Below are 20,415 nucleotides of genomic sequence, written 5' to 3' on the forward strand. Positions count from 1 at the left end.
ACGACCGTCTGCTCGCAGCCCGTTCCGGGGCGCCGGCGCGACGGTGGTGCGCGAACGCGTACTCAGACAGGACCCTTTCCATGTTCGCCCTCACCGCGAAAGCCATCCGCTCCTCGTTCATCAACGTCTCGCTCCGCGAGCGCAATTCGCTCGTCGTCCCCGCCGACCTCGGGGACGTCGACTGGTCTACCCGTGACTACTACGGGTGGCGCGACCCCAAGACTCCGCTGCTCGGGTTCATCGTCGCCGAGGTCGACGGCGAGGCCGTCGGTCTGCAGCTGCGTCAGGCAGATCAGGCCACGCGCACCCGCCCGCAATGCTCGTGGTGCTGCGATGTCACCCTCCCCAACGAGGTCGTCTTCTTCGCCGCGAAGCGGGCGGGCAAGGCCGGTCGTGCCGGAAACACCGTCGGGACGCTCCTGTGCTCGGGGTTCGAGTGCTCGCGGAACGTCCGGCGCCTCGACCCGCCGCCCTACCTCGGGTTCGACGCGGCAGCGGCGCGCGATCGCCGCATCGCGACGCTGCAGGCCAACGTCGACGCGTTCTTCCGCGATCTGCGCGACGGCGCCTGAGCCGCCCCGCACCCGGCGTCCGGCTTCTCCTCAGCGAGGCGGGGCCGGGCGCCGGCGGTCTCGCTGATCAGGTCGTCGTCGAGGCGATGTCCGTGAGCAGCGCCTCGGCGGCCAGCGCGTCGAGCGACAGGCCGAGGCTCGCGGCGACGGCGGCGACGGTCGCGAACGACGGGGTCGCCAGCCGGCCGGTCTCGATCTTGCGCAGTGTCTCGGGTGATACGCCGGCGGCTGCGGCGACCTCCGTGATCGACCGGTCTCCCCGCGCTCGCCGGAGCTGGGCGCCCAGGCGACGGCCGCGCTCGACGGCTTCGGGCGTGAGCGCGCGACGAACCATCATGCGCTCATCGTAGCGGTATAGTTTGACCGGTATTTTTATACCGGAGGAGCGCACCATGATCGAGATCTTCACACCGCGCGAGGTCGATCGCGCCCGCGAGACGGGGGCCATCGTCGGCGGCATCCTCCGCGATATCCGCTCGCGGGTGCAGGTGGGTACGAACCTCCTCGAGATCGACGAGTGGACGCGCGAGCTCATCGCTGACAACGGGGCGACGTCGTGTTATGTCGACTACGCGCCGTCGTTCGGGCGGGGCCCCTTCGGGCACTACATCTGCACGGCGGTCAACGACGCCGTGCTGCACGGGATGCCGCACGACTACCGCCTCGCCGACGGGGACCTCCTCACGCTCGACCTCGCCGTCACGAAGGGCGGCCTTGCGGCCGACGCCGCGATCAGCTTCGTCGTCGGGAATCGGCGCCCGGAGGGAGCGGCAGCCCTCATCGACGCGACCGAACGCGCCCTCGCCGCCGGCATCGAGGTCGCACGCGCGGGCAACCGGGTGGGCGATATCTCGCGCGCGATCGGCAATGTGCTCTCCGGTGCCGGATACTCCATCAACACCGAGTTCGGCGGGCACAGCATCGGGTCGGTGATGCACGGCGACCTGCACATCCCCAATACCGGGCGGCCGGGGCGGGGCTACATCCTGCGGCCGGGGCTGCTCATCGCGATCGAGCCGTGGGTCATGGAAGACACGAATGTGCTCGTGACCGACGCGGACGGGTGGACGCTCCGCAGCTCGACCGGATGCCTCACCGCCCACGCCGAGCACACGATCGCCATCACCGACGGAGCGGCCGAGATCCTCACCCTGCCGCGGTGACCTCCGTCGGCAGGACGCGGGCGCGGCGGCGGGTGACCCACACCGCTCCGAAGCCGACGGCGACGAAGCCGATCGCGATGACGACGACGTACGCCGCGACCGACCCCCATCCGCCAGGGCCGTTCGGATTCAGGAACGGGTAGGGGTACCAGTACGGCTCGCCCGTCGTGGGGTTCGTGACGAGCGGGCCTCGGACGAGCGTGTAGGCCACCCACAGCAGCGGGAACGCCACCACGACCCATACGACCTGCCAGCGAAGGGCGCGGCGCCGGGCGCCGATCAGCAGGTCGAGCACGAGGAAGATCGGGCCGATCAGGTGCAGCACCTCGTTCGACCACGGCACCGGCTCGGATCCCTGCGGGAGCGTGATCCCGCGCAGGAGTGCGTTGTAGACGACTCCGGTGATGACCATGTACGCCGTGGCGCAGGTGAGCGCGGCGGAGAGCCCGAGCGATGATTCCGGCCCGGCGCGGCCGATCAGTGCGCGGACGCCCGCCGTCGCGAGAACCACTGCTGCGATGACGTTCGAGAGGATCGTGAAGAAGCTGAAGAAGTTCGCGAACACGGTCGCGACGTCGCCGCCGGACTCGGCGGTTCGCGTCAGTGACACGGTCAGCTGGGTGATGACGGCGGCGAGGATGACGACGGCCATCGCCAGCCGCAGGAGCGACCACACCGTCGCCTGCCTCGAGCTCTGCACGTGGGCACACTATCGCTCGGCTGCCGTACGTGAACGCATGTGGCGGCGGTCCGGGATGTCGCGTCCGGTCACGGATAGCGTCGCGATGCGGCATCCGCGGGCATGGATCGGCGCGTCGACGCGTTGGGTCCGACGGCGACCGCGGCGAAGGCAGCACGCGGCGCGCGAGAGGACGAACCCGATGACCATCACCACCCCTCCTGTTCTGGGCGGCCCCGACGTCCGCGATAACGCCGCATGGCATTCGCTGACCGGGGCGCACGCGCACCTCGCCATCGGCGACGACCTCGTCCGCCGGTATCCCGACGACGTGGCCGACTTCGTGGGCGTGCGCACGTGGGAGGACCCCGCGGTGTGGGACTCGCTCACGACCGTGGTGGGTTCGGGCAATGAGTTCAGCATCAGTACGCCCGACCGTGCGGACGTTGGCGGTAGTGATGGTGCTGGGCCGGTGCTGCCTGACGGGTGGGTGCGCACGTTCGGTGGCGCGGGAGTGCAGCTCGTCGAGACGGATCGCCTGCAGCCGCGACCGGACGACGAGGCGGTCGAGCTGGGGCAGGCGGATGTCGCCGACATGCTCGCGCTCGTCGAACGCAACCGGCCCGGTCCCTTCCGGCCGCGCACCTACCTGCTCGGCCGGTACATCGGCATCCGGCGCGACGGCCGGCTGATCGCGATGGCCGGGGAGCGGCTGCAGCCGGGCGAATGGACCGAGATCAGCGCCGTCGCGACCGACGAGGCGTACCGGCGGCAGGGGCTCGCGTCGCGGCTGGTGCTGGATGTCGCGTTCCACATCCAGCAGCGGGGTGGCCGAGCGATGATGCATGCGGCCGCGTCGAACGTGAACGCGATCGCCGGTTACGAGAAGCTGGGGTTCGAATTGCGGCAGCGGACGAACTTCACGGGCGTGCGCGTGCCCTGACCGGCGGTTCCCGGTCGGCGATTCCTCCCCAGGGGTGCGCTCTGACGAGTTTCGCGTATCGTACGTGTGTTCGATGTTAATGTCTGACCCCGCTGCCACAATAGGAACATGTCAGCGAACACGGGTCGAGGCTCGAGCGGGGTCGAGGTCTCGCCGCACGCCCACGCGATCGCGGCTTACGGCGAGACGTTGGTGCTGGTGCATGACGCGGATGTCGCTTCGGTGCGGGCTCTGGCCGAGCTCGGGCGGTCGGCGCTTCGCGAGGCGCGTCGTGACGGGGTTCGTGGAGTGGCGTCGGACATGGAGCTGCGGTCGGTCGCGGCCGAAGCCGCGGGGCTCGCCCGGCGGACCGACAGGCGCCTGCAGGCCGACATCGACCATGCGCTGACGGTCGTCGACGATTACCCGACCGTGTTCTCGGCCTGGGAGGAGCGGCGGATCACCCGCGACCACGTCGACGCGGTCGTCAAAGCGGGAACCGGGCTGCCCGATGAGGTGCGGGGCGAGTTCGAGGTCGCGGCGATCGCGGTGTGCGAGCGCGACATCGCCACCCGGGTGAAACCGGCCCTGCGTGCCCTCGCGGAGAAGCTGCACGAGCGCACGTTCACCGACCGGCACCGCGAAGCCGCCGCCGGGCGGTGCGTGCGGGTCGCGCACGGGACGGACGGGATGTCGGATGTCATCGCGACCGTCCCGACCGTGATCGCGGTGGGCATGCTCGACCGGCTCACGCAGATGGGGCAGTCCGTCAAGGACGCCCGGACCGCGGGTGCGGGGGCGGATGCCGCAGGCGCATGCGAGCCGGCCGATACGCGAACGATGGATCAGCTGCGCGCCGACATCCTCGGTGACCTCGTCCTCGGCGGGGCGCCCGTGGTCGACCCGACGTACGGGACGGACCGGGCCGGTGGGCTCGGGGCGATCCGGGCACGTGTTCAGGTGGCGATCACCGCCGAGACGTTGATGGGGCGCGACGAGAACCCCGCCGAAGCCGTTGGGGCCGGGCTCGTCGATGCTGACACCGTGCGGCAGCTCGCCGGGCAGGTCAGCGAGTGGGACCGGCTGTTCATCGACCCCGTCACCCGGACGCCGGTTGAGATCGACACGTACCGGCCGACCGCGTCGATGAAGAAGCTCCTGATGGCACGGGATCAGCACTGCCGGTTCCCCGGATGCCGACGGGCCGCGATCCGCTGCGAACTGGATCACACGATCGATTACGCCCTCGGCGGCCACACCCACATCTTCAACCTCGCCCACCTCTGCCAACGACACCACTCCATGAAGCAGTTCACCAAGTGGGAGGTCAGGCAGGTCGGCGGCGGGGTCCTCGAATGGACCTCACCCCTGGGCAGGGTCTACCGCGAAGACGTCCCCATACCCGCCGTCTGCTTCACGATAGACACCGCGGACCCGCCACCGGATGCCGCACTCGGCGGACCACCGCCGGGTGAAGCAGCACCCTTCTGACGCCAGCCGCGCCAGTCGATCGGACCACGCAGCAGCACGCGCGGTGATATCCCCTGACGTGTGCGCGGGCGCTATGCGAGGGTGGAGTGGACGAAGGGGTGCTCCGAGGTGACTGACCGGAATGCTGGCGGGTCGAATGCGGGAGAACGGACGGTCGCTCGGCCTTCATACCGGCGGTGGCTCGCTGCCGCGGTCTTCGTCGGCGTCATCGCGCTCATTCCCGCGAGCATCATCAGCCTCACGGCGCCCAACCAGTCGGGTCCTCTTCGGTTCCTCGCCTACTCAGCCCTGTGGTTCGTGTGCGGGGGAGTGATCGGGGGGACTGCGATTCGAGTGCAACAAGCCGTCGGGTGGTCTCGAGCAACAGCGCCCTTGGTGTCGGTCGTGCTCGTATCCGTGCTCTGCGGCGCGACCACCCTGATCCTCCAACTCTTCGATCCCGGCGGGTATCTCCTCCACGCTGTGCTTGTGATCGCTGCGTTCGCGATGGCGGCCATCGCGTGCGTCACACTCATCGCCGCGTTCATCCCGGTCCGTCTCCGACCGGCGACCGCCGCAGCGTCGCTCTTGGCGACCGCTGCACTTCTCGTGCTCAACATCCTGGGGTAGCAGGGCGCGTGGTGCGCGCCGTCGTCAGCTCTTGGCGCCCGCGAACGCGAGGGTTCCGCCAAGCCCGATCATCATCACGCCTCCCGCGCTTGCGAGCGTCGCCATGCGGCGCGGTGAGGTGGCGAACCACGCGCGGGCCGTTCCCGCCGCGAGCGCCCACAGGCTGTCGCTCACCACGGCGAGCACCTGGAAGATCAGGCCGAGCGCGAGGAGCTGCATCCAGATCGGACCAGCGTCGGGGGCGACGAACTGCGGGAGAGCAGCCACGAAGAACGCGATCGTCTTCGGGTTCGTCACACCGACGACGAACCCCTGAGCAAGCAGGCGCATCGGCGACGTACGCACATTCGAGGGCGTGCGCACGTGCGCGTGACGGTGGCGGATCGCCTGCACCCCGAGCCACACCAGATACGCGGCGCCGACGATCTTGATGACCGTGAAAGCGGCGACCGACGACGCGACGATCGCGCCGACCCCGAACGCCACCGCGAGCAGGGCAGGGACGTTCCCGAGCGCGTTTCCGAGCACGCTCAGCACACCGGCGCGACGCCCGAGGGCGATCGACCGGCCGATGACGAACAGCACACCGGGGCCCGGGATCACGATGATGACGACAGCCGCGAGGAGGAACGCCAGCAGGTTCTCAAACGGGATCACGAACGAACGCTATCGGCCCGACGAGTCGCCTGTATTACGCCATGTCTCCGTGCGTGTCGCCGTGTGTGGCGGCAGCGCGACACCGGCGCCCGCGCCGCTCTACTGTCGGGCGATCCGCAGCATCCGCTGCATCCGCGCCGTTCCGAGGAGATCCGCATGACCGACACCGTCTCGCGCGTCGACCGCAGCGTCGGCGACACTGCGCCGACCGCGCAGCGCATCGACCTCGGCGACATCCCCGTCGTCCGCACGCGGCACTGGTTCCGGTGGGCGATCGCCGCGATCATCGTGTTCGTCGTCGCACAGTTCCTGTGGTCGCTCGTGACGAACGAGAACTACGAGTGGGGCTACTTCGCGCAGTACTTCTTCTCCGACCCGGTGCTGCAGGGACTCGGCCTCACCCTCGTCTACACGGCAGTGTCGGCGACGATCGGATTCCTGCTCGGGACGGTGCTGGCGCTGGCTCGGCTCGCCAAGTCGCCGCTGCTGAACGCGGCGGCGTGGAGCTTCATCTGGTTCTTCCGCTCGGTCCCCCTCGTCGTACAGCTGGTCGTCTGGTACAACCTCGGCTACCTGTATCCGACGCTCGGGCTGGGCACCCCCTTCACGACCGACTTCTGGATCGTCGAGTTCCCGACGGTGCAGCTCATCAGCGCGTTCGCGGCGGGCGTGCTCGGCCTGAGCCTGCACCAGGCGGCCTACTCCGCCGAGATCATCCGCGGCGGCCTGCTCTCGGTCGACCAGGGCCAACTCGAGGCGGCCGCGGCCCTCGGCATCCCGCCGCGTCGCCGACTCAGCCGCATCGTGCTGCCGCAGGCCATGCGATCGATCATCCCCAACGCCACGAACGAGGTGATCGGCCTCGTCAAGGGCACGTCGGTGCTGTTCGTGATTGCGATCCCCGAGCTGTTCTACGCGGTGCAGGTGATCTACAACCGCAACAGCCGCGTCATCCCGCTGCTGCTCGTCGCGGTGGTCTGGTACACGATCATCACCACGGTGCTCAGCATCCTGCAGTACTACATCGAGCGTCACTACGCGCGGGGATCCGTACGAGTTCTGCCGCCCACGCCCGTCCAGCGCGCGCGCCGCTGGATCGCGGCGCAATGGGCTCGCCTCGGCGACGACGCGCCGGCACCCCGCCCCCTCGCACCCGGAGGAGAGTCATGACCATCGGTCTCGTCGAGATCCACAACGTCCACAAGAGCTACGCCGGAGTCGAGGTGCTCGGCGGCATCGACCTCACGGTCGAGCCGGGCGAGGTCGTCGCGATCCTCGGCGCGAGCGGCTCGGGCAAGTCGACGCTGCTGCGCACCATCAACCACCTCGAGACGGTCGACCGCGGATCGGTCACGGTCGACGGCGAGTTCATCGGCTACGAGCAGCGGAACGGCAAGCTCTACGAGCTGCGCGAGAAGGCGGTGCTCGAACGCCGCACCCAGATCGGGATCGTCTTCCAGAACTTCAACCTCTTTCCCCACCTCACCACCCTCGAGAACGTCACCGAAGCGCCCATCGCGCTCGGCCGGCTGTCGAAGGACGACGCCCGCGAGCTCGCGCTCGGGCTGCTCGACCGCGTCGGGCTCGGCGACAAGGCCGGTCACTACCCCCGCCAGCTCTCGGGCGGGCAGCAGCAGCGCGTCGCGATCGCGCGAGCGCTGGCTCTGAAGCCCAAGGTGATCCTGTTCGACGAGCCGACGAGCGCGCTCGACCCCGAACTCGTCGGCGAGGTGCTCGACGTCATCCGCGACCTGGCGCAGCTCGGGACGACGCTCATCATCGTGACCCACGAGATCGGCTTCGCCCGCGAGGTCGCCGACCGCGTCGTCTTCCTCGACGGCGGCCGGATCATCGAGCAGGGCCCGCCCGCCGAGGTGCTCGTCGCGCCGAAGCACCCCCGCGTGCAGGAGTTCCTCGCCAAGGTCCTCGCCTGACATCCCATCCCACCCCTCCACCCGCACCCCACTTTTCGAGAGAGACCCACAGCATGGCCATCAGTAAGAAGCAGGGCATCGCCGCCGGACTCGGCGTCGTCGCGGTCGCGGCGATCGTCGGCGGCATCGTCACCGCCGTGAACCTCAACCGACCCGCCGAAGCCGAGGCCGCGGCGCCCGCACCCACCACGGCCAACGTCGCGACCGACGACATCCACCGGGTGCACCTCGACGAACCCGTCGCCGAGGCCGTCGCCGCTCTTGAGGCGAGCGGGTTCGAGCCCGTCGAAGAGGGGAAGCTGACGGTCGCGCACTCCGCATACCTGCCGCCGCTCGGCTACATCCCCGAGGGCGAGACCCAGGCCGCGGGCACCGAGCCGAACATCGGCTCGCTCATCGCCGAAGCGCTCGGCCTCGAGTACAACCCGGTGGTCGTCGCATGGGCCGACTGGCCTCTCGGCATCCAGTCGGGCAAGTACGACCTCATCACCTCGAACGTCACCGTCACGGAGGAGCGGAAGGAGCTCTACGACTTCGCGAGCTACCGCGAAGACCTCCTCGGCTTCTACGTCCGCGCCGACAGCGACATCGACAAGATCGAAGAGTCCGCCGACATCTCCGGTCTGAAGATCGTCGTCGGCTCGGGCACCAACCAGGAGCAGGTGCTGCTCGCCTGGAACGAGGAGCTCGAAGCTGCCGGCGAGGCTCCCGCCGAGCTGCAGTACTACGACGACAACGCCGCCGCCGTCCTCGCGCTGCAGTCCGGCCGCGTCGACGCGACCTTCGGCCCCAACGCAACCTCGGCCTGGTCGGCCCGGGAGACCGGCGACACCAAGCTCGTCGGACTCGTGCCCGGCGGCTGGCCGCAGACCGCCAACATCGCCGCGGCGACCGCCAAGGGCAACGGCCTGATCGAGCCGGTGTCGATCGCGATCAACGCCATCATTGAGGGCGGCCAGTACGACGAGGTCCTCGAGACGTGGGGCCTCGAGTCGGAGCGCATCGAGAAGAGCGAGATCAACCCGCCCGGACTCCCCGCGTCGTGAACGGGTATGCGTCGTGAACAGGTCGCGGTGAAAGGTAGCGTCGCCTCGTGACATCGACCGCGACAGCGCTCACCATCCGGCTCGTCCGCACCGAGGAATTCGCTCGGGCGGGCGAGCTGACCGCGCGCGCTTACCAGCACAGCTACGACCGGCTCTCGGAGCAGTACCTCGACTCGCTGAGGGACGTCGCCGCCCGCGTGCGGATCGGAGATGTGTGGGTGGCGGTGGATGACGGCGAGATCCTCGGAACCGTCTGGGTCGCTCGGCCCAACCGTCCGCTCGCCGGCGTCGCGCAGCCCGGCGAGACGGACTTCCGCCAGCTCGCCGTCGCCCCCGAAGCCCGTGGCCGAGGAGTCGGCGAGGCGCTCACCCGGCACGTCATCGAGCTGGCCCGGCAGCGCGGATCGCATCGCGTCGTCATGAACAGCGGGCCCGAGATGACCGCCGCGCACGCGCTGTACGCCAAGCTCGGCTTCACGCGCCTGCCCGAGCGGGAGGGCCGGATCGAGGTCGAGCCGGGCCGTTTCGTCGACCTGCTCGCGTTCGGATACGACCTCGCACCGGAGCCCCGCGCGGCAACCCGCACCACTGCCGGCGTCTCGGCCATGACGTGGCTGTTCGAGCACATCGACTACGACGACCCGCGTGCCGCGGCCCTGCGCGCCGAGATGGACCGTGAGGTCGGTCCGCGCTACGCCGACCGCTTCGACGACGCCGATCCCGAGGCCGCCGCCCGGTCCGCCCGCGCCTTCGCGATCGACCCCGCGACGATCGTCGCGACGGTGCTCGTGACGGATGCCGCGGGCGAGGCCGTGGGCCACGGCGCACTCCGCGACCTCGAGCACGACGGCATCCGGGATCTCGAGATCAAGCGCGTGTACGTCCACCCCCGTGCCCGCGGTCTCGGCGCGAGCCGGGCGCTGCTCGCCGAGCTCGAGCGCATCGCTCTCGATCGAGGCGCGGAACGCGTCATCCTGCAGACCGGCGACCGCCAGCATGACGCCGTCGAGCTCTACGGACGCCTCGGCTACACGCCCATCCCGATCTACGCGCCGTACACCGAGTACGCGTTCTCCCGCTGCTTCGCCAAGCCCCTCTAGCCTCCGCCCCACCCCGTCCCCGCCGCCGAGCACGCACCGTTTCCGCCGGATTTCCATCCGTTGCGGGCTCGGCGACGAAGAACTATGCACGGTACGAGTGATCTGCCGATCGAGAGGCGACAGCGATGGCGAAATCAACCGCATCCGCGAACCAGGTGAAGAGTCGGCGCTGGGTCTGGGGCCTGTGGAGCGCCCTCGCGGGCATCGTCAGCGCGGCCGCCTTCCTCGCCGTCGCCGAACTGATCGCGCTCCTCGTCGCGCGCGAGAGCAGCCCCATCCTCGCGGTGGGTGCCTTCGTCATCGACATCGTGCCGCAACCCCTCAAGGAGTTCGCGATCGCGACCTTCGGCTCGGCCGACAAGGTCGTCCTGCTCGGCAGTCTCGCGCTCGCCGTCGTGATCGCCGCCGCGGTCGCCGGCATCCTGCAGTTCTTCGTGCGGCCGTTCGGCGTCATCGTCATCGCCCTCGCCGGGGTGATCTCGACCGCTGCCATCATCACCCGCACCGGAGCCAGCCCGCTGGCGTTCGTTCCGCCGGTGATCGGAACGCTGGTCGGGGTATTCGTCCTCGTTCTCCTCATCACGCGCCTCCGGCGCTGGGCGGGCGCTGCGGATGCCGCGGAGGCCGACACCCCGGCCGCGCCGGCCGCTGAGCAGCGCGGCCTCGGCCGTCGATCTTTCCTCGTCGCGACGGGCGGCGTGGGCCTCGCGGCCGTGATCGTTGGCGTCGGAGCCCGCCTGCTCAATGCGACGACGGCCTCGGTCGACGCCCTCCGCCGTGAGTTGCGCATCCCCGAACCCCGGTCGACGGTCACGATCCCCGACGGCGCTGAGCTCGAGGTCGAGGGCATCTCGCCGCTCATCACCCCGAACGCGGACTTCTACCGCGTCGACACGGCGCTCACCGTCCCCTCGGTCGACCCCACCACGTGGCGCCTCGTCATCGACGGCATGGTCGATCAGCGCGTCGAGCTGAGCTTCGACGACCTCGTCGGCATGGGCCTGGACGAGTACGCCGTGACGCTCACCTGCGTCTCGAACGAGGTCGGCGGCGGTCTGGTGGGAAACGCCATCTGGCAGGGCGTCCCGATCCGCGACATCCTGCGCATGGCCGGCCCGCAATCCGGCGCCGACATGGTGCTCTCGAAGAGCGTCGACGGCTACACGGCATCCACTCCGCTGGAAGCTCTGACCGACGATGCGCGGGACGCTATCTTCGCCGTGAAGATGAACGGCGAGCCGCTTCCACTCGAGCACGGATTCCCCGTGCGCATGGTCGTTCCCGGCTTGTACGGCTACGTCTCCGCGACGAAGTGGGTGACCGAGCTGAAAGTCACGACGTTCGAGGCCGATGAGGCGTACTGGACCCCGCGTGGGTACGCAGCCGAAGCGCCGATCAAGTTCTCCTCCCGCATCGACACGCCGCGCACGGGTACCCCGGTGGCGGCGGGAACCGTCGCGATCGCGGGAATGGCCTGGGCTCAGACCGTGGGCATCGAGCGTGTCGAGGTGCGCATCGACGACGGCGACTGGCAGGCTGCGACGCTCTCCAACCCGATCAACGCCGACACGTGGGTGCAGTGGATGCTCGAGTGGCAGGCCGAGGCGGGAACCCACTACGTCGAGGTGCGCGCCGTCAACAAGGACGGCGACACGCAGATCGAGGAGCGCGCCCCGATCGCTCCCGACGGCTCGAGCGGCTGGCAGCGCGTCCTGGTGACGGTCTCGGCCTGACCCCGGCTCCGGCGCGCCCGGCCGAAAGGGGCAGGTCAGCGGCGGTGGCGACCGAGCGGCGAGACGAGCGGTGTACCGGATGCCGGGTCGGGGATGACGATCGCGTCGATCCCGAAGACCTCGCGCACGAGGTCCGCGGTGACGATGTCCGACGGCGCTCCCTCGGCGACGATGTGGCCACCCGACATCGCGACGAGATGGTCGGCGTAACGGCACGCGAGCGACAGCTCGTGCAGCACCATCACGACCGTGGTCCCCCGCTCGCGGTTGAGGTCGACGAGGAGGTCGAGCACGTCGATCTGGTGGCTGATGTCGAGGTAGGTCGTCGGCTCGTCCAGCAGCATGAGGTCGGTCTGCTGCGCGAGGGCCATCGCGATCCAGACGCGCTGACGCTGACCGCCCGAGAGCGTGTCGACGGAACGGTCGGCGAGGTCGTTCACCCCCGCCGTGCGCATTGCCGCATCGACGATCGCGTCGTCCTCCGACGCGCGCCGGCGGAGCCAGCTCTGGTGCGGGTACCGCCCGCGGGCGACGAGGTCGGCCACGAGAATCGACTCCGGCGCGACCGGCGACTGCGGCAGAAGTCCCAGCACCCGCGCTACCTCGGCCGTCGGGCGCGACCGGATGTCTGCGCCATCGAGCAGGACGGTTCCGGCTGCAGGAGCGAGCAGCCGCGCCAACGCGCGCAGCAGCGTCGACTTGCCGCACGCGTTCGCCCCGACGATCGCCGTGATCCGTCCGGTCGGCACGACGAGCGACAGCTCGTCGACGACAGTGCGTCCGTCATAGCCGAGGGTGATCGACTCGGCGCTCAGTCGGTGGTCGGCGGCGGTCATCGGATGCCTCCAGGGCGAGCGGGATCGGAACGGGTGAGCAGCCAGGCGAGATACGGTGCGCCGATCGCGCCCGTCACGACACCGACGGGGAAAGGGATGCCGGGCACGGCGTACTGCGCGATGAGATCCGCCGCGCTGACGAGGGCGGCGCCGACGGCGGCCGAGGCCACGATTGAGATCGACCCCGGCCCCACGAGGCGCCGCGCGATCTGCGGCGCCATCAGGGCGACGAAGCCGATCGGTCCGCTCGCGCCGACGGCGATCGCAGCGAGGACGACGGCGGTGAGCAGAACGCCGACGCGCACCCGCTGCACGCGCACGCCCAGCGCCGCGGCGGTTGCGTCGTCGAGCTCCAGCCCCCGCAGACCCCGCGCCTGCAGGCCCAGCAGGGCGAAGACCGCGAGAGCGATGACCCCGCTCGTGCCGACCACCTCCCACGACGAGCCGCCCAGGCTGCCGACGAGCCACGTGTATGCGACGCTCACGTCGCGGATCTCGGCGCGGGTGAGTACGGTTCCGGTCAGCGCCGTCGCGAACGCGGAGAATCCGACGCCGACGAGGATGAGCCTCATGCCGTGCAGCCCGCGGTGCCAGGCGAGGACGCCGATGATCACCGCGGCGACGACCGACCCACCGGCGACGAGACCTGTCAGCGCGATGCCGCTCGCTCCCAACCCGAGTACCCCGGCGACACCGACGGCACCGGCAGAAGCCGTGACGCCGAGCACGTCGGGGCTTGCGAGCGGGTTGCGCAGCACCGACTGGAAGACGGCGCCGGCTGCCCCCAGGCAGGCGCCGACGACGACGGCCGCGAGCGCGCGCGGCATCCGCAACTCCCACACGACGAACGAGACGACCGGCTGGGCTCGGCCGGTGATCGCCTCGATCACTTCCGCCGGTGCGAGCGCGGCCGGCCCGAGCAGCAGCGCGATCCCGAACAGGACGGCCACGACAGCGGCGGCGCTCGCCGAGACGATCGCGACGCGGCGAACGGAGGCCAGGCGGAGGGGCCGTGTGATCGCCGCGGGGCCGGTGCCCGTCGCCGTCGTCACAGTCCCACCATCCGTCCGCGCCGCACGAGCGCGATGAAGAAGGGTGCACCGATCGCCGCGACGACGATGCCGACCTGCAGCTCGCCCGGTCGAGCGACGATCCGGGCCACGACGTCTGCCGCGACGAGGAGGATCGCGGCGACCGGCGCTGCGAACAGCAGGATCCACCGGTAGTCCGCACCCACGATGCCGCGGACGACGTGCGGGACGACGAGGCCGACGAACGCGATGGGGCCGGCAACGGCCGTGGCCGCCGCCGCGAGGACGACGAGCACCACCGCGAGCAGCAGGCGTGCGCGGTTCACGCGCAAGCCGAGCGCCGCAGCCGTCTCATCGCCGAGCGCGAAGAGGTTGAGGGTCCGCCCGGCCGACAGGGCGACGACGGCCGCGACGATCAAGACCGGCAGCACCGGGACGAGCACGTCGAGGCCGCGCCCGGCCAGGGCGCCGACCTGCCAGAACCGCATGGCGTCGAGCGCTTCGCGGCTGACGATGAGGACGGCCGAGACGAGTGAGAACAGCGCCGCCGACACGGCTGCTCCCGCGAGCGCGAGCTTGCCGGGGGTCGCCCCGTCGCGTCCCCGCGACGACAGCACCCAGACGACGGCGGCCGCGATCGCGGCGCCGCCGATTGCGAACCAGAGGTACGAGCCGGGGCCCGTGGCGCCGAAGACGGTGATGGCCGTGACGACCGCGAGCGCTGCGCCCTGATTGACACCGAGGATGCCGGGATCGGCGAGCGGGTTGCGGGTCAGCCCCTGGGCGATCGTGCCCGACAGTCCCAGCGCAGCGCCGATGACGATACCGACGATCGTCCGCGGCAGGCGCTTCTCGATGATCGCGATGTGTTCCGGATCGGCGGGGTCATACGCCGTCAGCGCGTGCCAGACGGTGTCGAGCGGGATCTCGGATGTCCCGATCGCGAGGCTCGCGAAGACGACACCCGCGAGCGCGAGGGCGACCGCGGCCCCGGCCCAGACACGCCGACGGGGCAGTGACCGCGAGGAGCGGTCCCTGCCCCGGGAGAGCGCGAGGGTGTCAGCCGACACGCTCGGCGACGGCTGCGAGCTGGGGGACGTACTGGTCGAGCATCCACGGAATCGACAGCACCGTCGGGGCGCTCGAGGCCATGACGAACGATTCGCCGACGATCGGGGCGAAGCGGTCCTGCTGCACCTGCGGCATCGCGGCGACGAGCGGGTCGGCGACGAACGCGTCGACGTCGGCCTGCGTGCCGAAGTACGCCACGAGGACGTCGGACTCCAAAGCGTTCAGGTTCTCGAAGCCCAGCTGGTAGAAGTAGCTGTCGTCGCCGTCAGGGGCGAGTTCCTCGACCGAGGGCGCGACCGTCATCCCCAGCTGCGTGAGCAGTTGCACGCGGGGGTCGTCGTCACGGAAGACGTTGAGGATCTCGGGCTGGTTGTTCGCCCCGTAGGCGAACGACTTCCCTGCGAGCGCGGGATGCTGCGATGCCAGGTCGGCGATGTCCGAGTCGACCTGAGCGACGAGGTCGGCCGCCTCATCCGACATCCCGAGCGCCTGTCCGACGATGGCGGTCTGGTCCTCCCACGAGGTCGCCCAGCGCTGGTCGGGGTAGGCCACGACGGGCGCGACCTTGCTCAGGGCGTCGAACTGCTCCTGTGTCAGGCCCGAGTAGGGGGCGAGGATGACGTCGGGACGGGCCTCGACGAACTCCTCGATGTTCGGCTCGCTCGTGTCGCCGCCGGTGAGGAGGGTCGGCGTCTCGCCCCCGAGCTCGGCGATCGCATCGGCGTCCCACGGGAGCACGCCGTCGACGCCGCCGTAGGCGAAGGCGGGCATCGCGACCGGCACGACGCCGAGCGCGAGCACGGCATCCTGCGCCGACCAGCCCCACGTCGCGACGCGCTCGGGCTTCTCGGGGATCACGGCGTCGCCCAGCGCCGACGTGATCGTGACCGGGAAGGCCCCCGAGGCGTCGCCTGCCGTCGAGGGCGACGCGCTCGTTCCCGACTCAGCGGGCGAGCAGGCGACCAGCCCGGCTCCGGCGATGGCGAGGGCGGCGGCGGCCGCGGCGAGGCGGCCCCCGGAACGGGAGAGAGCGGTGCGCATGCGTGATCCTGAACGCTGGAGGGTGTTCGGCCGGGAGCCCGACCGAACGTTAGGTTACCCTAACCAGCGACACCAGTGCCGCGAGAACAGCCCCGGCCGTGCGGTCGGTCTGGCGGATCGACAGGGCATTCGAGTTCGGGCGCGTGAACGCCCCGCCCTCCGGAAGCGACGTGAAAGGGCCGATCGCGAAGACGGATGCCGCAGGCACGCCGTCCCGCTCCAGCACCCGGCCGTCGGCGTCGGTCAGCACCCGCAGCGCGGAGCCCTGCCGTTCCACGAGCGCGCGGAGCACCGGATTGTCGCTGGCGGCAGCCCCCGGCCCGGGCAGCCACGCGTCGACGAGGCTGCGGGCGACCGTCTCGCCGGGAACACGACGGCTCGACGCGATGAAGCCGCGCCCCGGCTCGACGCGCACGTCGACTCCCGGTCCGAGGAACCGCACGACGCCCGCATCCGCGAGGGCCAAGAGCTCCCGGAGGCGATGCGGGGGCGGGCCGCTGGCGACGTAGCTGAAGAAGGTGTGCCACCGCACCGGCAGCGACACCGTCCGCGAGTGCTCGTTCCATCGTTCCGCAGGGATCTCGGAAAGGGCGAGGAACGACAGCAGCGCGGCGAGGAAGACGCCCTGCGCGGCGCTGCGTTCCGGGGCCGTGCGCAGATGCAGGTCGGTGACGATGTGCTCGCGCACGCGCCCGTGCGCATCGTCGCGGCCCTCGAATGTCGCGTCGGCGAACGGCCGATCCAGCGACGCGACGTCGAAACGGTCGAGGGGGTCGGGAACCGCCGCCGCGATCGCGTCGAGCAGCGCGGGGTCGTCCCACGCGTGGGAATGCAGCACCGCGCGGAACGACGCCCAGTCACCCACGACGCGGTCGGGGTGCCCCGTGAACAGCTCTCGGTAGTGCCCGTGCAGCAGCTCGCCCGCGATGAGCGGCCACACGTCCGCCTCGAAGTCGACCTCGCCGGGCCGCGCGAGCAGCGCCTCGATGGCCGCGGGCGTCAGCACCTCGCGCTGGGGCGCCTCGCCCCGCAGCGTCGACGACACCTTGGAGCGGTAGGGCACGCCCCGCCGCGACCCGAGATGCAGGCGCGGCTCGCTTCCCGACGGCACGTACCGCAGCCCGTCGCCCTCCTCGAGGAAGCGACCCCCGCGGCCCTGTGTCAGCAGCACGACGAGATCGACCGCAGCGAGTCCCATGCCCCGGACGATCACGTCCTCGCCCGCCCCGAGGTGCGAGAGGTCGGCATCGGCGGTGAACGCGGGCGGGACGTACTGCAGCCCCGCGCGCCGTGCGGCGTCCGCGAGCTGCGCGGTCGCGGCATCCGGTTCGCGTCCGTTGTGACCGACCGCGTAGACGACCGCGTCGGCCTCGAGCTCGAGACCGCTCGCCAGCGTGACCCGGTTCGCCTCGCTCACCCGCACCACCGTGTCGCGGCGCCAGCGGACGGTGACCCCTGCCGGCGCCTCGGCGATCGTGCGGCGGGAGAACCACTCCAGGTAGTAGCTGTGCAGCCGCCGCGTGGGAAAGCTGTCGCCGCGCAGACCGCGCGCCTCGGCCGCGGCGACCTCGTCGTCGATCTCGATGTCCCGGCCGGTCGCGGTCAGCTCGCCGCTGCGCCAGAGCTCGGCCCACTCGATCAGCGAGGGCCCCGGCCGGATCGGACCGTCGATCGTGCAGCTGTCGTCGGTGAAGACCGTGACGTCGCGCGCCATCGAGTTGAGCTTCAGCAGCGGCGACTGCGCTCGCCGCCAGATCCGGCCCCCGCCCGGCGGATGCGGGTCGATCAGCTCGACGTGCAGGCGCGGAGCACCGACCGCGCGCGCGTCCACCGCGCCCGCCGCGACGCCGAACCGCGCGATGATCCGCTCGAGGAGCATGATCGCGCGCGGGCCGGCGCCGACGAAGACGAGCCGATGCACGCTCACGCCGGCACGGACGCCGGGGCCGTGGGCACGGTGGCCGGCAGCCCGAGCAGGTCGCGCAGCGTCGCGCCCTCGTCGTACGAGTCGCGGTACGACCCACGTTCCTGCAGCAGCGGCACCACGCGCGTGGCGAACTCGTCGAGGCCGTGGGGGGTCAGGTGGCCGACGACGGTGAAGCCGTCGGTCGCCCGCTCCTGCACGTAGCGGTCGATCTCGCCCGCGATGTGCTCGGGCGTGCCCACGAACGTGTGCTTCGCCGTCAGCCGGATGACGAGCTCGCGCACGCTCAGCCCCTCGGCCTCCGACAGCTCCCGCAGCGACGCGATGCGCGCTTGCACGGCTCTGTGGCGATTCGCCCAGCCGCGCGCGGTCTCCGAGCCGGTGTCGGGCTCGACGTCGGGCAGCGGCCCGTCGGGGTCGTAGCCGCTGAGGTCGCGACCCCACACCTGCTCGAGGTAGGTCAGCGCCTGCTCGGGCCGCACCTGCTGCAGAGCGATCTCACGCGACCGCTCGCGCGCCTCGGCATTCGTGTCGCCGATGACGAAGGTCGCGGCGGGCAGGATCTTCAGCGAGTCCTCGTCGCGACCCCAGGCGGCGAGGCGCCCCTTGACGTCGTCGTAGAACACCCGGGCGGCGTCGAAGTCCTGGTGCAGCGAGAAGATGACCTCCGCGTGCTCGGCCCCGAAGTCGCGCCCGTCGGCCGAGTCGCCGGCCTGCACGATCACGGGGCGCCCCTGTGGCGAGCGGGGTACATCGAAGAGGGCGTCGACGTCGAACTGCGGGCCGGAATGACGGATGCGGCGCGGCAGCGCATCGCCCTCGTCCCACGAGTCCCAGAGCTTCTTCGACAGCGCGGCGAACTCCTTCGCGCGCTCGTACCGATCGGCGTGGTCGAGGAACCCGCCGCGGCGGAAGTTCGCGCCATGGAACGCGTCGGAGCTCGTCACGGCGTTCCAGCCGGCGCGGCCGCCGGACAGGTGGTCGAGCGTCGCGAGCTGGCGGGCGAGCTCGTACGGCTCATTGAACGTCGTGCTCAGCGTGCCGACGAGACCCACGTGATCGGTGACCGCGGTGAGCGCGGCGAGGATCGCGAGGGTGTTGGGCCGTCCGAGCACGTCGAGCTCGTGCACGCGGCCCTTGTGCTCGCGCAGCCGCAGGCCCTCAGCGAGGAAGACATAGTCGAAGAAGCCGCGCTCGGCCGTGCGGGCGAGGTACTCGAATGCCGCGAAGTCGATCTGGCTTCCCGAGGCGGCATCGGTCCAGACCGTCGTGCTGTTCACGCCGGGGAAGTGGGCGGCCAGGTGGATCTGGCGGGGCGAACGGCTCACAGGGCGACCTTCTCTCGTGCCGGGGCGGAATCGTGCGTCGGGGCGGCGTACCGGCTGGCGGGCCGCGGCAGGCCGAGCCGGCCCCGCAGGGTGGCGGCGTCGTCGTCGCGCAGCACGCGGGTCGCGCGCAGCAGCGGGGCGAGGCGCTCCGCGATCGCGACGACGTCGTCGGGCTGACGTGCGGGACGCAGCCGCACGCCGTCGACGCCGGTCTCGGCGAGGGCGCGGAGGTGCTCGGCGACCTCGGTCGGCGTGCCGGCGACGATGCGCGCGTCGGAGTGGAACTCGGCCCCGGCCAGGTCGTCGAGCCGCGCGAGCGCCTCGCGGGCGGCGGTCGAGGTTTCCTCGATCAGCACGATCACGTCGGCGAACACTCGCAGCCGCTCGCGAGCGCGGCGCAGCTCGGCGGCCGCTCCGTCGAGTTCGGCGAGGATGCCGGTCGCCGCGGCCGCATCGTGAGGCGTGATGAACACGACATCGGCGTGCTCGGCCGCGAGGCGGAACGGCACGGTCTGGTGCGCGAGCACCGAGATGATCGGGCGGCCCTGGGGCGAGCGGGGCACGATCGACGCGCCGGTGATCGAGAAGAACTCGCCCGCGAAGTCGATGTTGTGGATGCGGTCGGCATCGACGAAGCGTCCGCTCGCGGCATCCCGGATGATCGCGTCGTCCTCCCACGAGTCCCACAGGCGCCCGATCGCGTCGGCGACCTCCCCCGCCTCGCGGAACCCGGTCTCGAGATCGATCTCGCCGCGGCGCCCGAAGTTCGCCCGCTCGGCGGCCGAGCCGCCGACGACGAGGCGCACGCCGGCGCGTCCGCGACTGGCGAAGTCGAGCGTCTGGATGCCGGTGGCCACATGGAACGGCTCAGTGTGCGTCGTCGTGACCGTCGGGATCAGGCCGATCCGGTGGGTGAGCGGCGCGAGCGCCGAGGCCAGCAGCACCGCGTCGATGCGCCCGTGCAGGCGCCCGGGGTCGGGGTCGTTCGCGTCCTCGAAGCGGTCGGTCAGCGAGAGGGCGTCCTCGATGGTCGCTAACGTGACGCCGGCCCGGTCGAGCAGCCGCACCTGGTCGGCCCAGTGACGCGGTGTGGCGAACTCCCGCGGCGAGAGGGCGGACGCCCGCCACGCGGCGGGGTGCCAGCCGGCCCGCTCGAGGGCGACGGCGAGATGGATGCGGTGAGACATGAGCCCACTGTCGACCTCGGCCCGAGCGGCGCCAAGGCCGCGCGTCATCCGGCGACACCTGTCGTAACAGGGGTTCGCGTCGCGGGTTCAG

Annotated in this window: 20 protein-coding genes; 10 read left to right on the plus strand and 10 right to left on the minus strand. The window is 70.9% G+C overall.

Annotation, left to right across the window (positions count from 1 at the left end):
• Positions 1 to 80: 80 nt before the first annotated feature.
• A complete protein-coding gene (locus tag P6897_RS00705; RefSeq protein ID WP_114587482.1) occupies positions 81 to 572 on the plus strand; it encodes an FBP domain-containing protein in 492 nt (163 codons plus the stop codon).
• 67 nt (positions 573 to 639) lie between these two features.
• Here P6897_RS00705 and P6897_RS00710 read toward each other — a convergent pair whose 3' ends face one another.
• Positions 640 to 906 carry a helix-turn-helix transcriptional regulator gene (locus tag P6897_RS00710; protein WP_094261289.1) on the minus strand — a complete coding sequence of 89 codons (267 nt, stop codon included), beginning with the start codon at positions 904 to 906 and terminating at the stop codon, positions 640 to 642.
• Positions 907 to 964: 58 nt separating this feature from the next.
• Here P6897_RS00710 and map point away from each other — a divergent pair, with 58 nt between their 5' ends.
• Positions 965 to 1,735, plus strand: coding sequence for a type I methionyl aminopeptidase (gene map, locus P6897_RS00715; protein WP_274179042.1), 771 nt, complete (start codon positions 965 to 967; stop codon positions 1,733 to 1,735).
• Here the strand turns inward: map and P6897_RS00720 are convergent.
• Positions 1,719 to 2,435, minus strand: a complete 717-nt coding sequence (locus P6897_RS00720; protein WP_282501792.1) for a Pr6Pr family membrane protein — start codon at positions 2,433 to 2,435, stop codon at positions 1,719 to 1,721. The two genes, map and P6897_RS00720, sit on opposite strands and share 17 nt — an antisense overlap.
• A gap of 181 nt (positions 2,436 to 2,616) precedes the next feature.
• Between P6897_RS00720 and P6897_RS00725 the strand changes: the two genes are divergently transcribed.
• The 3 genes from P6897_RS00725 to P6897_RS00735 all read left to right on the plus strand — a co-directional run bounded on the left by P6897_RS00725 (position 2,617) and on the right by P6897_RS00735 (position 5,436).
• Complete coding sequence (locus P6897_RS00725; protein WP_282501793.1) at positions 2,617 to 3,357, plus strand: GNAT family N-acetyltransferase; 741 nt, start codon at positions 2,617 to 2,619, stop codon at positions 3,355 to 3,357.
• 108 nt (positions 3,358 to 3,465) lie between these two features.
• Positions 3,466 to 4,827, plus strand: coding sequence for an HNH endonuclease signature motif containing protein (locus tag P6897_RS00730; protein ID WP_282501794.1), 1,362 nt, complete (start codon positions 3,466 to 3,468; stop codon positions 4,825 to 4,827).
• A 108-nt stretch (positions 4,828 to 4,935) separates the two neighbouring features.
• Positions 4,936 to 5,436 carry a hypothetical protein gene (locus P6897_RS00735; RefSeq protein ID WP_274178052.1) on the plus strand — a complete coding sequence of 167 codons (501 nt, stop codon included), beginning with the start codon at positions 4,936 to 4,938 and terminating at the stop codon, positions 5,434 to 5,436.
• A 24-nt stretch (positions 5,437 to 5,460) separates the two neighbouring features.
• Here the strand turns inward: P6897_RS00735 and P6897_RS00740 are convergent, their stop codons facing one another.
• Positions 5,461 to 6,093 (minus strand): LysE family translocator, encoded by a 633-nt coding sequence (locus tag P6897_RS00740; RefSeq protein WP_282501795.1) that lies wholly within the window; start codon positions 6,091 to 6,093, stop codon positions 5,461 to 5,463.
• A 156-nt stretch (positions 6,094 to 6,249) separates the two neighbouring features.
• On the opposite strand from P6897_RS00740, the gene P6897_RS00745 reads away from it, so the two are divergent.
• The 5 genes from P6897_RS00745 (at position 6,250) to P6897_RS00765 (ending at position 11,906) form a co-directional block, all read left to right on the plus strand.
• Positions 6,250 to 7,263 carry an amino acid ABC transporter permease gene (locus P6897_RS00745; RefSeq protein WP_282501796.1) on the plus strand — a complete coding sequence of 338 codons (1,014 nt, stop codon included), beginning with the start codon at positions 6,250 to 6,252 and terminating at the stop codon, positions 7,261 to 7,263.
• Positions 7,260 to 8,027, plus strand: coding sequence for an amino acid ABC transporter ATP-binding protein (locus P6897_RS00750; protein ID WP_282501797.1), 768 nt, complete (start codon positions 7,260 to 7,262; stop codon positions 8,025 to 8,027). Before P6897_RS00745 ends, P6897_RS00750 begins: the two co-directional genes overlap by 4 nt.
• Positions 8,028 to 8,080: 53 nt before the next feature.
• Positions 8,081 to 9,073 (plus strand): ABC transporter substrate-binding protein, encoded by a 993-nt coding sequence (locus P6897_RS00755; RefSeq protein ID WP_282501798.1) that lies wholly within the window; start codon positions 8,081 to 8,083, stop codon positions 9,071 to 9,073.
• Between the two features lie 47 nt (positions 9,074 to 9,120).
• On the plus strand, positions 9,121 to 10,173 hold the full coding sequence (locus P6897_RS00760; protein ID WP_282501799.1) for a GNAT family N-acetyltransferase: 1,053 nt from the start codon (positions 9,121 to 9,123) through the stop codon (positions 10,171 to 10,173).
• A 125-nt stretch (positions 10,174 to 10,298) separates the two neighbouring features.
• Positions 10,299 to 11,906: a molybdopterin-dependent oxidoreductase gene (locus P6897_RS00765; protein WP_282501800.1), complete on the plus strand. Its 1,608-nt coding sequence runs from the start codon at positions 10,299 to 10,301 to the stop codon at positions 11,904 to 11,906.
• Positions 11,907 to 11,941: 35 nt separating this feature from the next.
• Here the strand turns inward: P6897_RS00765 and P6897_RS00770 are convergent, their stop codons facing one another.
• From P6897_RS00770 to P6897_RS00800, 7 genes are read right to left on the minus strand one after another with little or no spacing between them, the layout of a single operon-like run.
• Positions 11,942 to 12,742, minus strand: coding sequence for an ABC transporter ATP-binding protein (locus P6897_RS00770; RefSeq protein ID WP_274178059.1), 801 nt, complete (start codon positions 12,740 to 12,742; stop codon positions 11,942 to 11,944).
• Positions 12,739 to 13,794 (minus strand): iron ABC transporter permease, encoded by a 1,056-nt coding sequence (locus P6897_RS00775; RefSeq protein WP_274178060.1) that lies wholly within the window; start codon positions 13,792 to 13,794, stop codon positions 12,739 to 12,741. The genes P6897_RS00770 and P6897_RS00775 overlap by 4 nt, the downstream gene beginning before the upstream one ends.
• Positions 13,791 to 14,843, minus strand: coding sequence for an iron chelate uptake ABC transporter family permease subunit (locus P6897_RS00780; protein ID WP_274178061.1), 1,053 nt, complete (start codon positions 14,841 to 14,843; stop codon positions 13,791 to 13,793). The genes P6897_RS00775 and P6897_RS00780 overlap by 4 nt, the downstream gene beginning before the upstream one ends.
• Entirely contained in the window at positions 14,833 to 15,885 is a 1,053-nt protein-coding gene (locus tag P6897_RS00785; protein WP_274178062.1) for an iron-siderophore ABC transporter substrate-binding protein, read from the minus strand. The genes P6897_RS00780 and P6897_RS00785 overlap by 11 nt, the downstream gene beginning before the upstream one ends.
• Positions 15,886 to 15,934: 49 nt before the next feature.
• Positions 15,935 to 17,812, minus strand: coding sequence for an FAD/NAD(P)-binding protein (locus tag P6897_RS00790; RefSeq protein ID WP_282501801.1), 1,878 nt, complete (start codon positions 17,810 to 17,812; stop codon positions 15,935 to 15,937).
• Positions 17,809 to 19,137, minus strand: a complete 1,329-nt coding sequence (locus P6897_RS00795; RefSeq protein ID WP_282501802.1) for an NtaA/DmoA family FMN-dependent monooxygenase — start codon at positions 19,135 to 19,137, stop codon at positions 17,809 to 17,811. The genes P6897_RS00790 and P6897_RS00795 overlap by 4 nt, the downstream gene beginning before the upstream one ends.
• Positions 19,134 to 20,324, minus strand: a complete 1,191-nt coding sequence (locus tag P6897_RS00800; RefSeq protein WP_282501803.1) for an LLM class flavin-dependent oxidoreductase — start codon at positions 20,322 to 20,324, stop codon at positions 19,134 to 19,136. The genes P6897_RS00795 and P6897_RS00800 overlap by 4 nt, the downstream gene beginning before the upstream one ends.
• Positions 20,325 to 20,415 lie beyond the last annotated feature (91 nt).

This window comes from Microbacterium sp. BDGP8 (assembly GCF_029991045.1).
GTDB classification, from domain to species: Bacteria; Actinomycetota; Actinomycetes; order Actinomycetales; family Microbacteriaceae; genus Microbacterium; species Microbacterium plantarum.

What these genes read in the sequence shown, in the direction of transcription:
- P6897_RS00705 (WP_114587482.1), top strand. Translation starts at nt 81, where the DNA reads ATGTTCGCCCTCACCGCGAAAGCCATCCGCTCCTCGTTCATCAACGTC.
- P6897_RS00710 (WP_094261289.1), bottom strand. Translation starts at nt 906, where the DNA reads ATGGTTCGTCGCGCGCTCACGCCCGAAGCCGTCGAGCGCGGCCGTCGC.
- map (WP_274179042.1), top strand. Translation starts at nt 965, where the DNA reads ATGATCGAGATCTTCACACCGCGCGAGGTCGATCGCGCCCGCGAGACG.
- P6897_RS00725 (WP_282501793.1), top strand. Translation starts at nt 2,617, where the DNA reads ATGACCATCACCACCCCTCCTGTTCTGGGCGGCCCCGACGTCCGCGAT.
- P6897_RS00730 (WP_282501794.1), top strand. Translation starts at nt 3,466, where the DNA reads ATGTCAGCGAACACGGGTCGAGGCTCGAGCGGGGTCGAGGTCTCGCCG.
- P6897_RS00745 (WP_282501796.1), top strand. Translation starts at nt 6,250, where the DNA reads ATGACCGACACCGTCTCGCGCGTCGACCGCAGCGTCGGCGACACTGCG.
- P6897_RS00750 (WP_282501797.1), top strand. Translation starts at nt 7,260, where the DNA reads ATGACCATCGGTCTCGTCGAGATCCACAACGTCCACAAGAGCTACGCC.
- P6897_RS00755 (WP_282501798.1), top strand. Translation starts at nt 8,081, where the DNA reads ATGGCCATCAGTAAGAAGCAGGGCATCGCCGCCGGACTCGGCGTCGTC.
- P6897_RS00765 (WP_282501800.1), top strand. Translation starts at nt 10,299, where the DNA reads ATGGCGAAATCAACCGCATCCGCGAACCAGGTGAAGAGTCGGCGCTGG.
- P6897_RS00770 (WP_274178059.1), bottom strand. Translation starts at nt 12,742, where the DNA reads ATGACCGCCGCCGACCACCGACTGAGCGCCGAGTCGATCACCCTCGGC.
- P6897_RS00785 (WP_274178062.1), bottom strand. Translation starts at nt 15,885, where the DNA reads ATGCGCACCGCTCTCTCCCGTTCCGGGGGCCGCCTCGCCGCGGCCGCC.
- P6897_RS00800 (WP_282501803.1), bottom strand. Translation starts at nt 20,324, where the DNA reads ATGTCTCACCGCATCCATCTCGCCGTCGCCCTCGAGCGGGCCGGCTGG.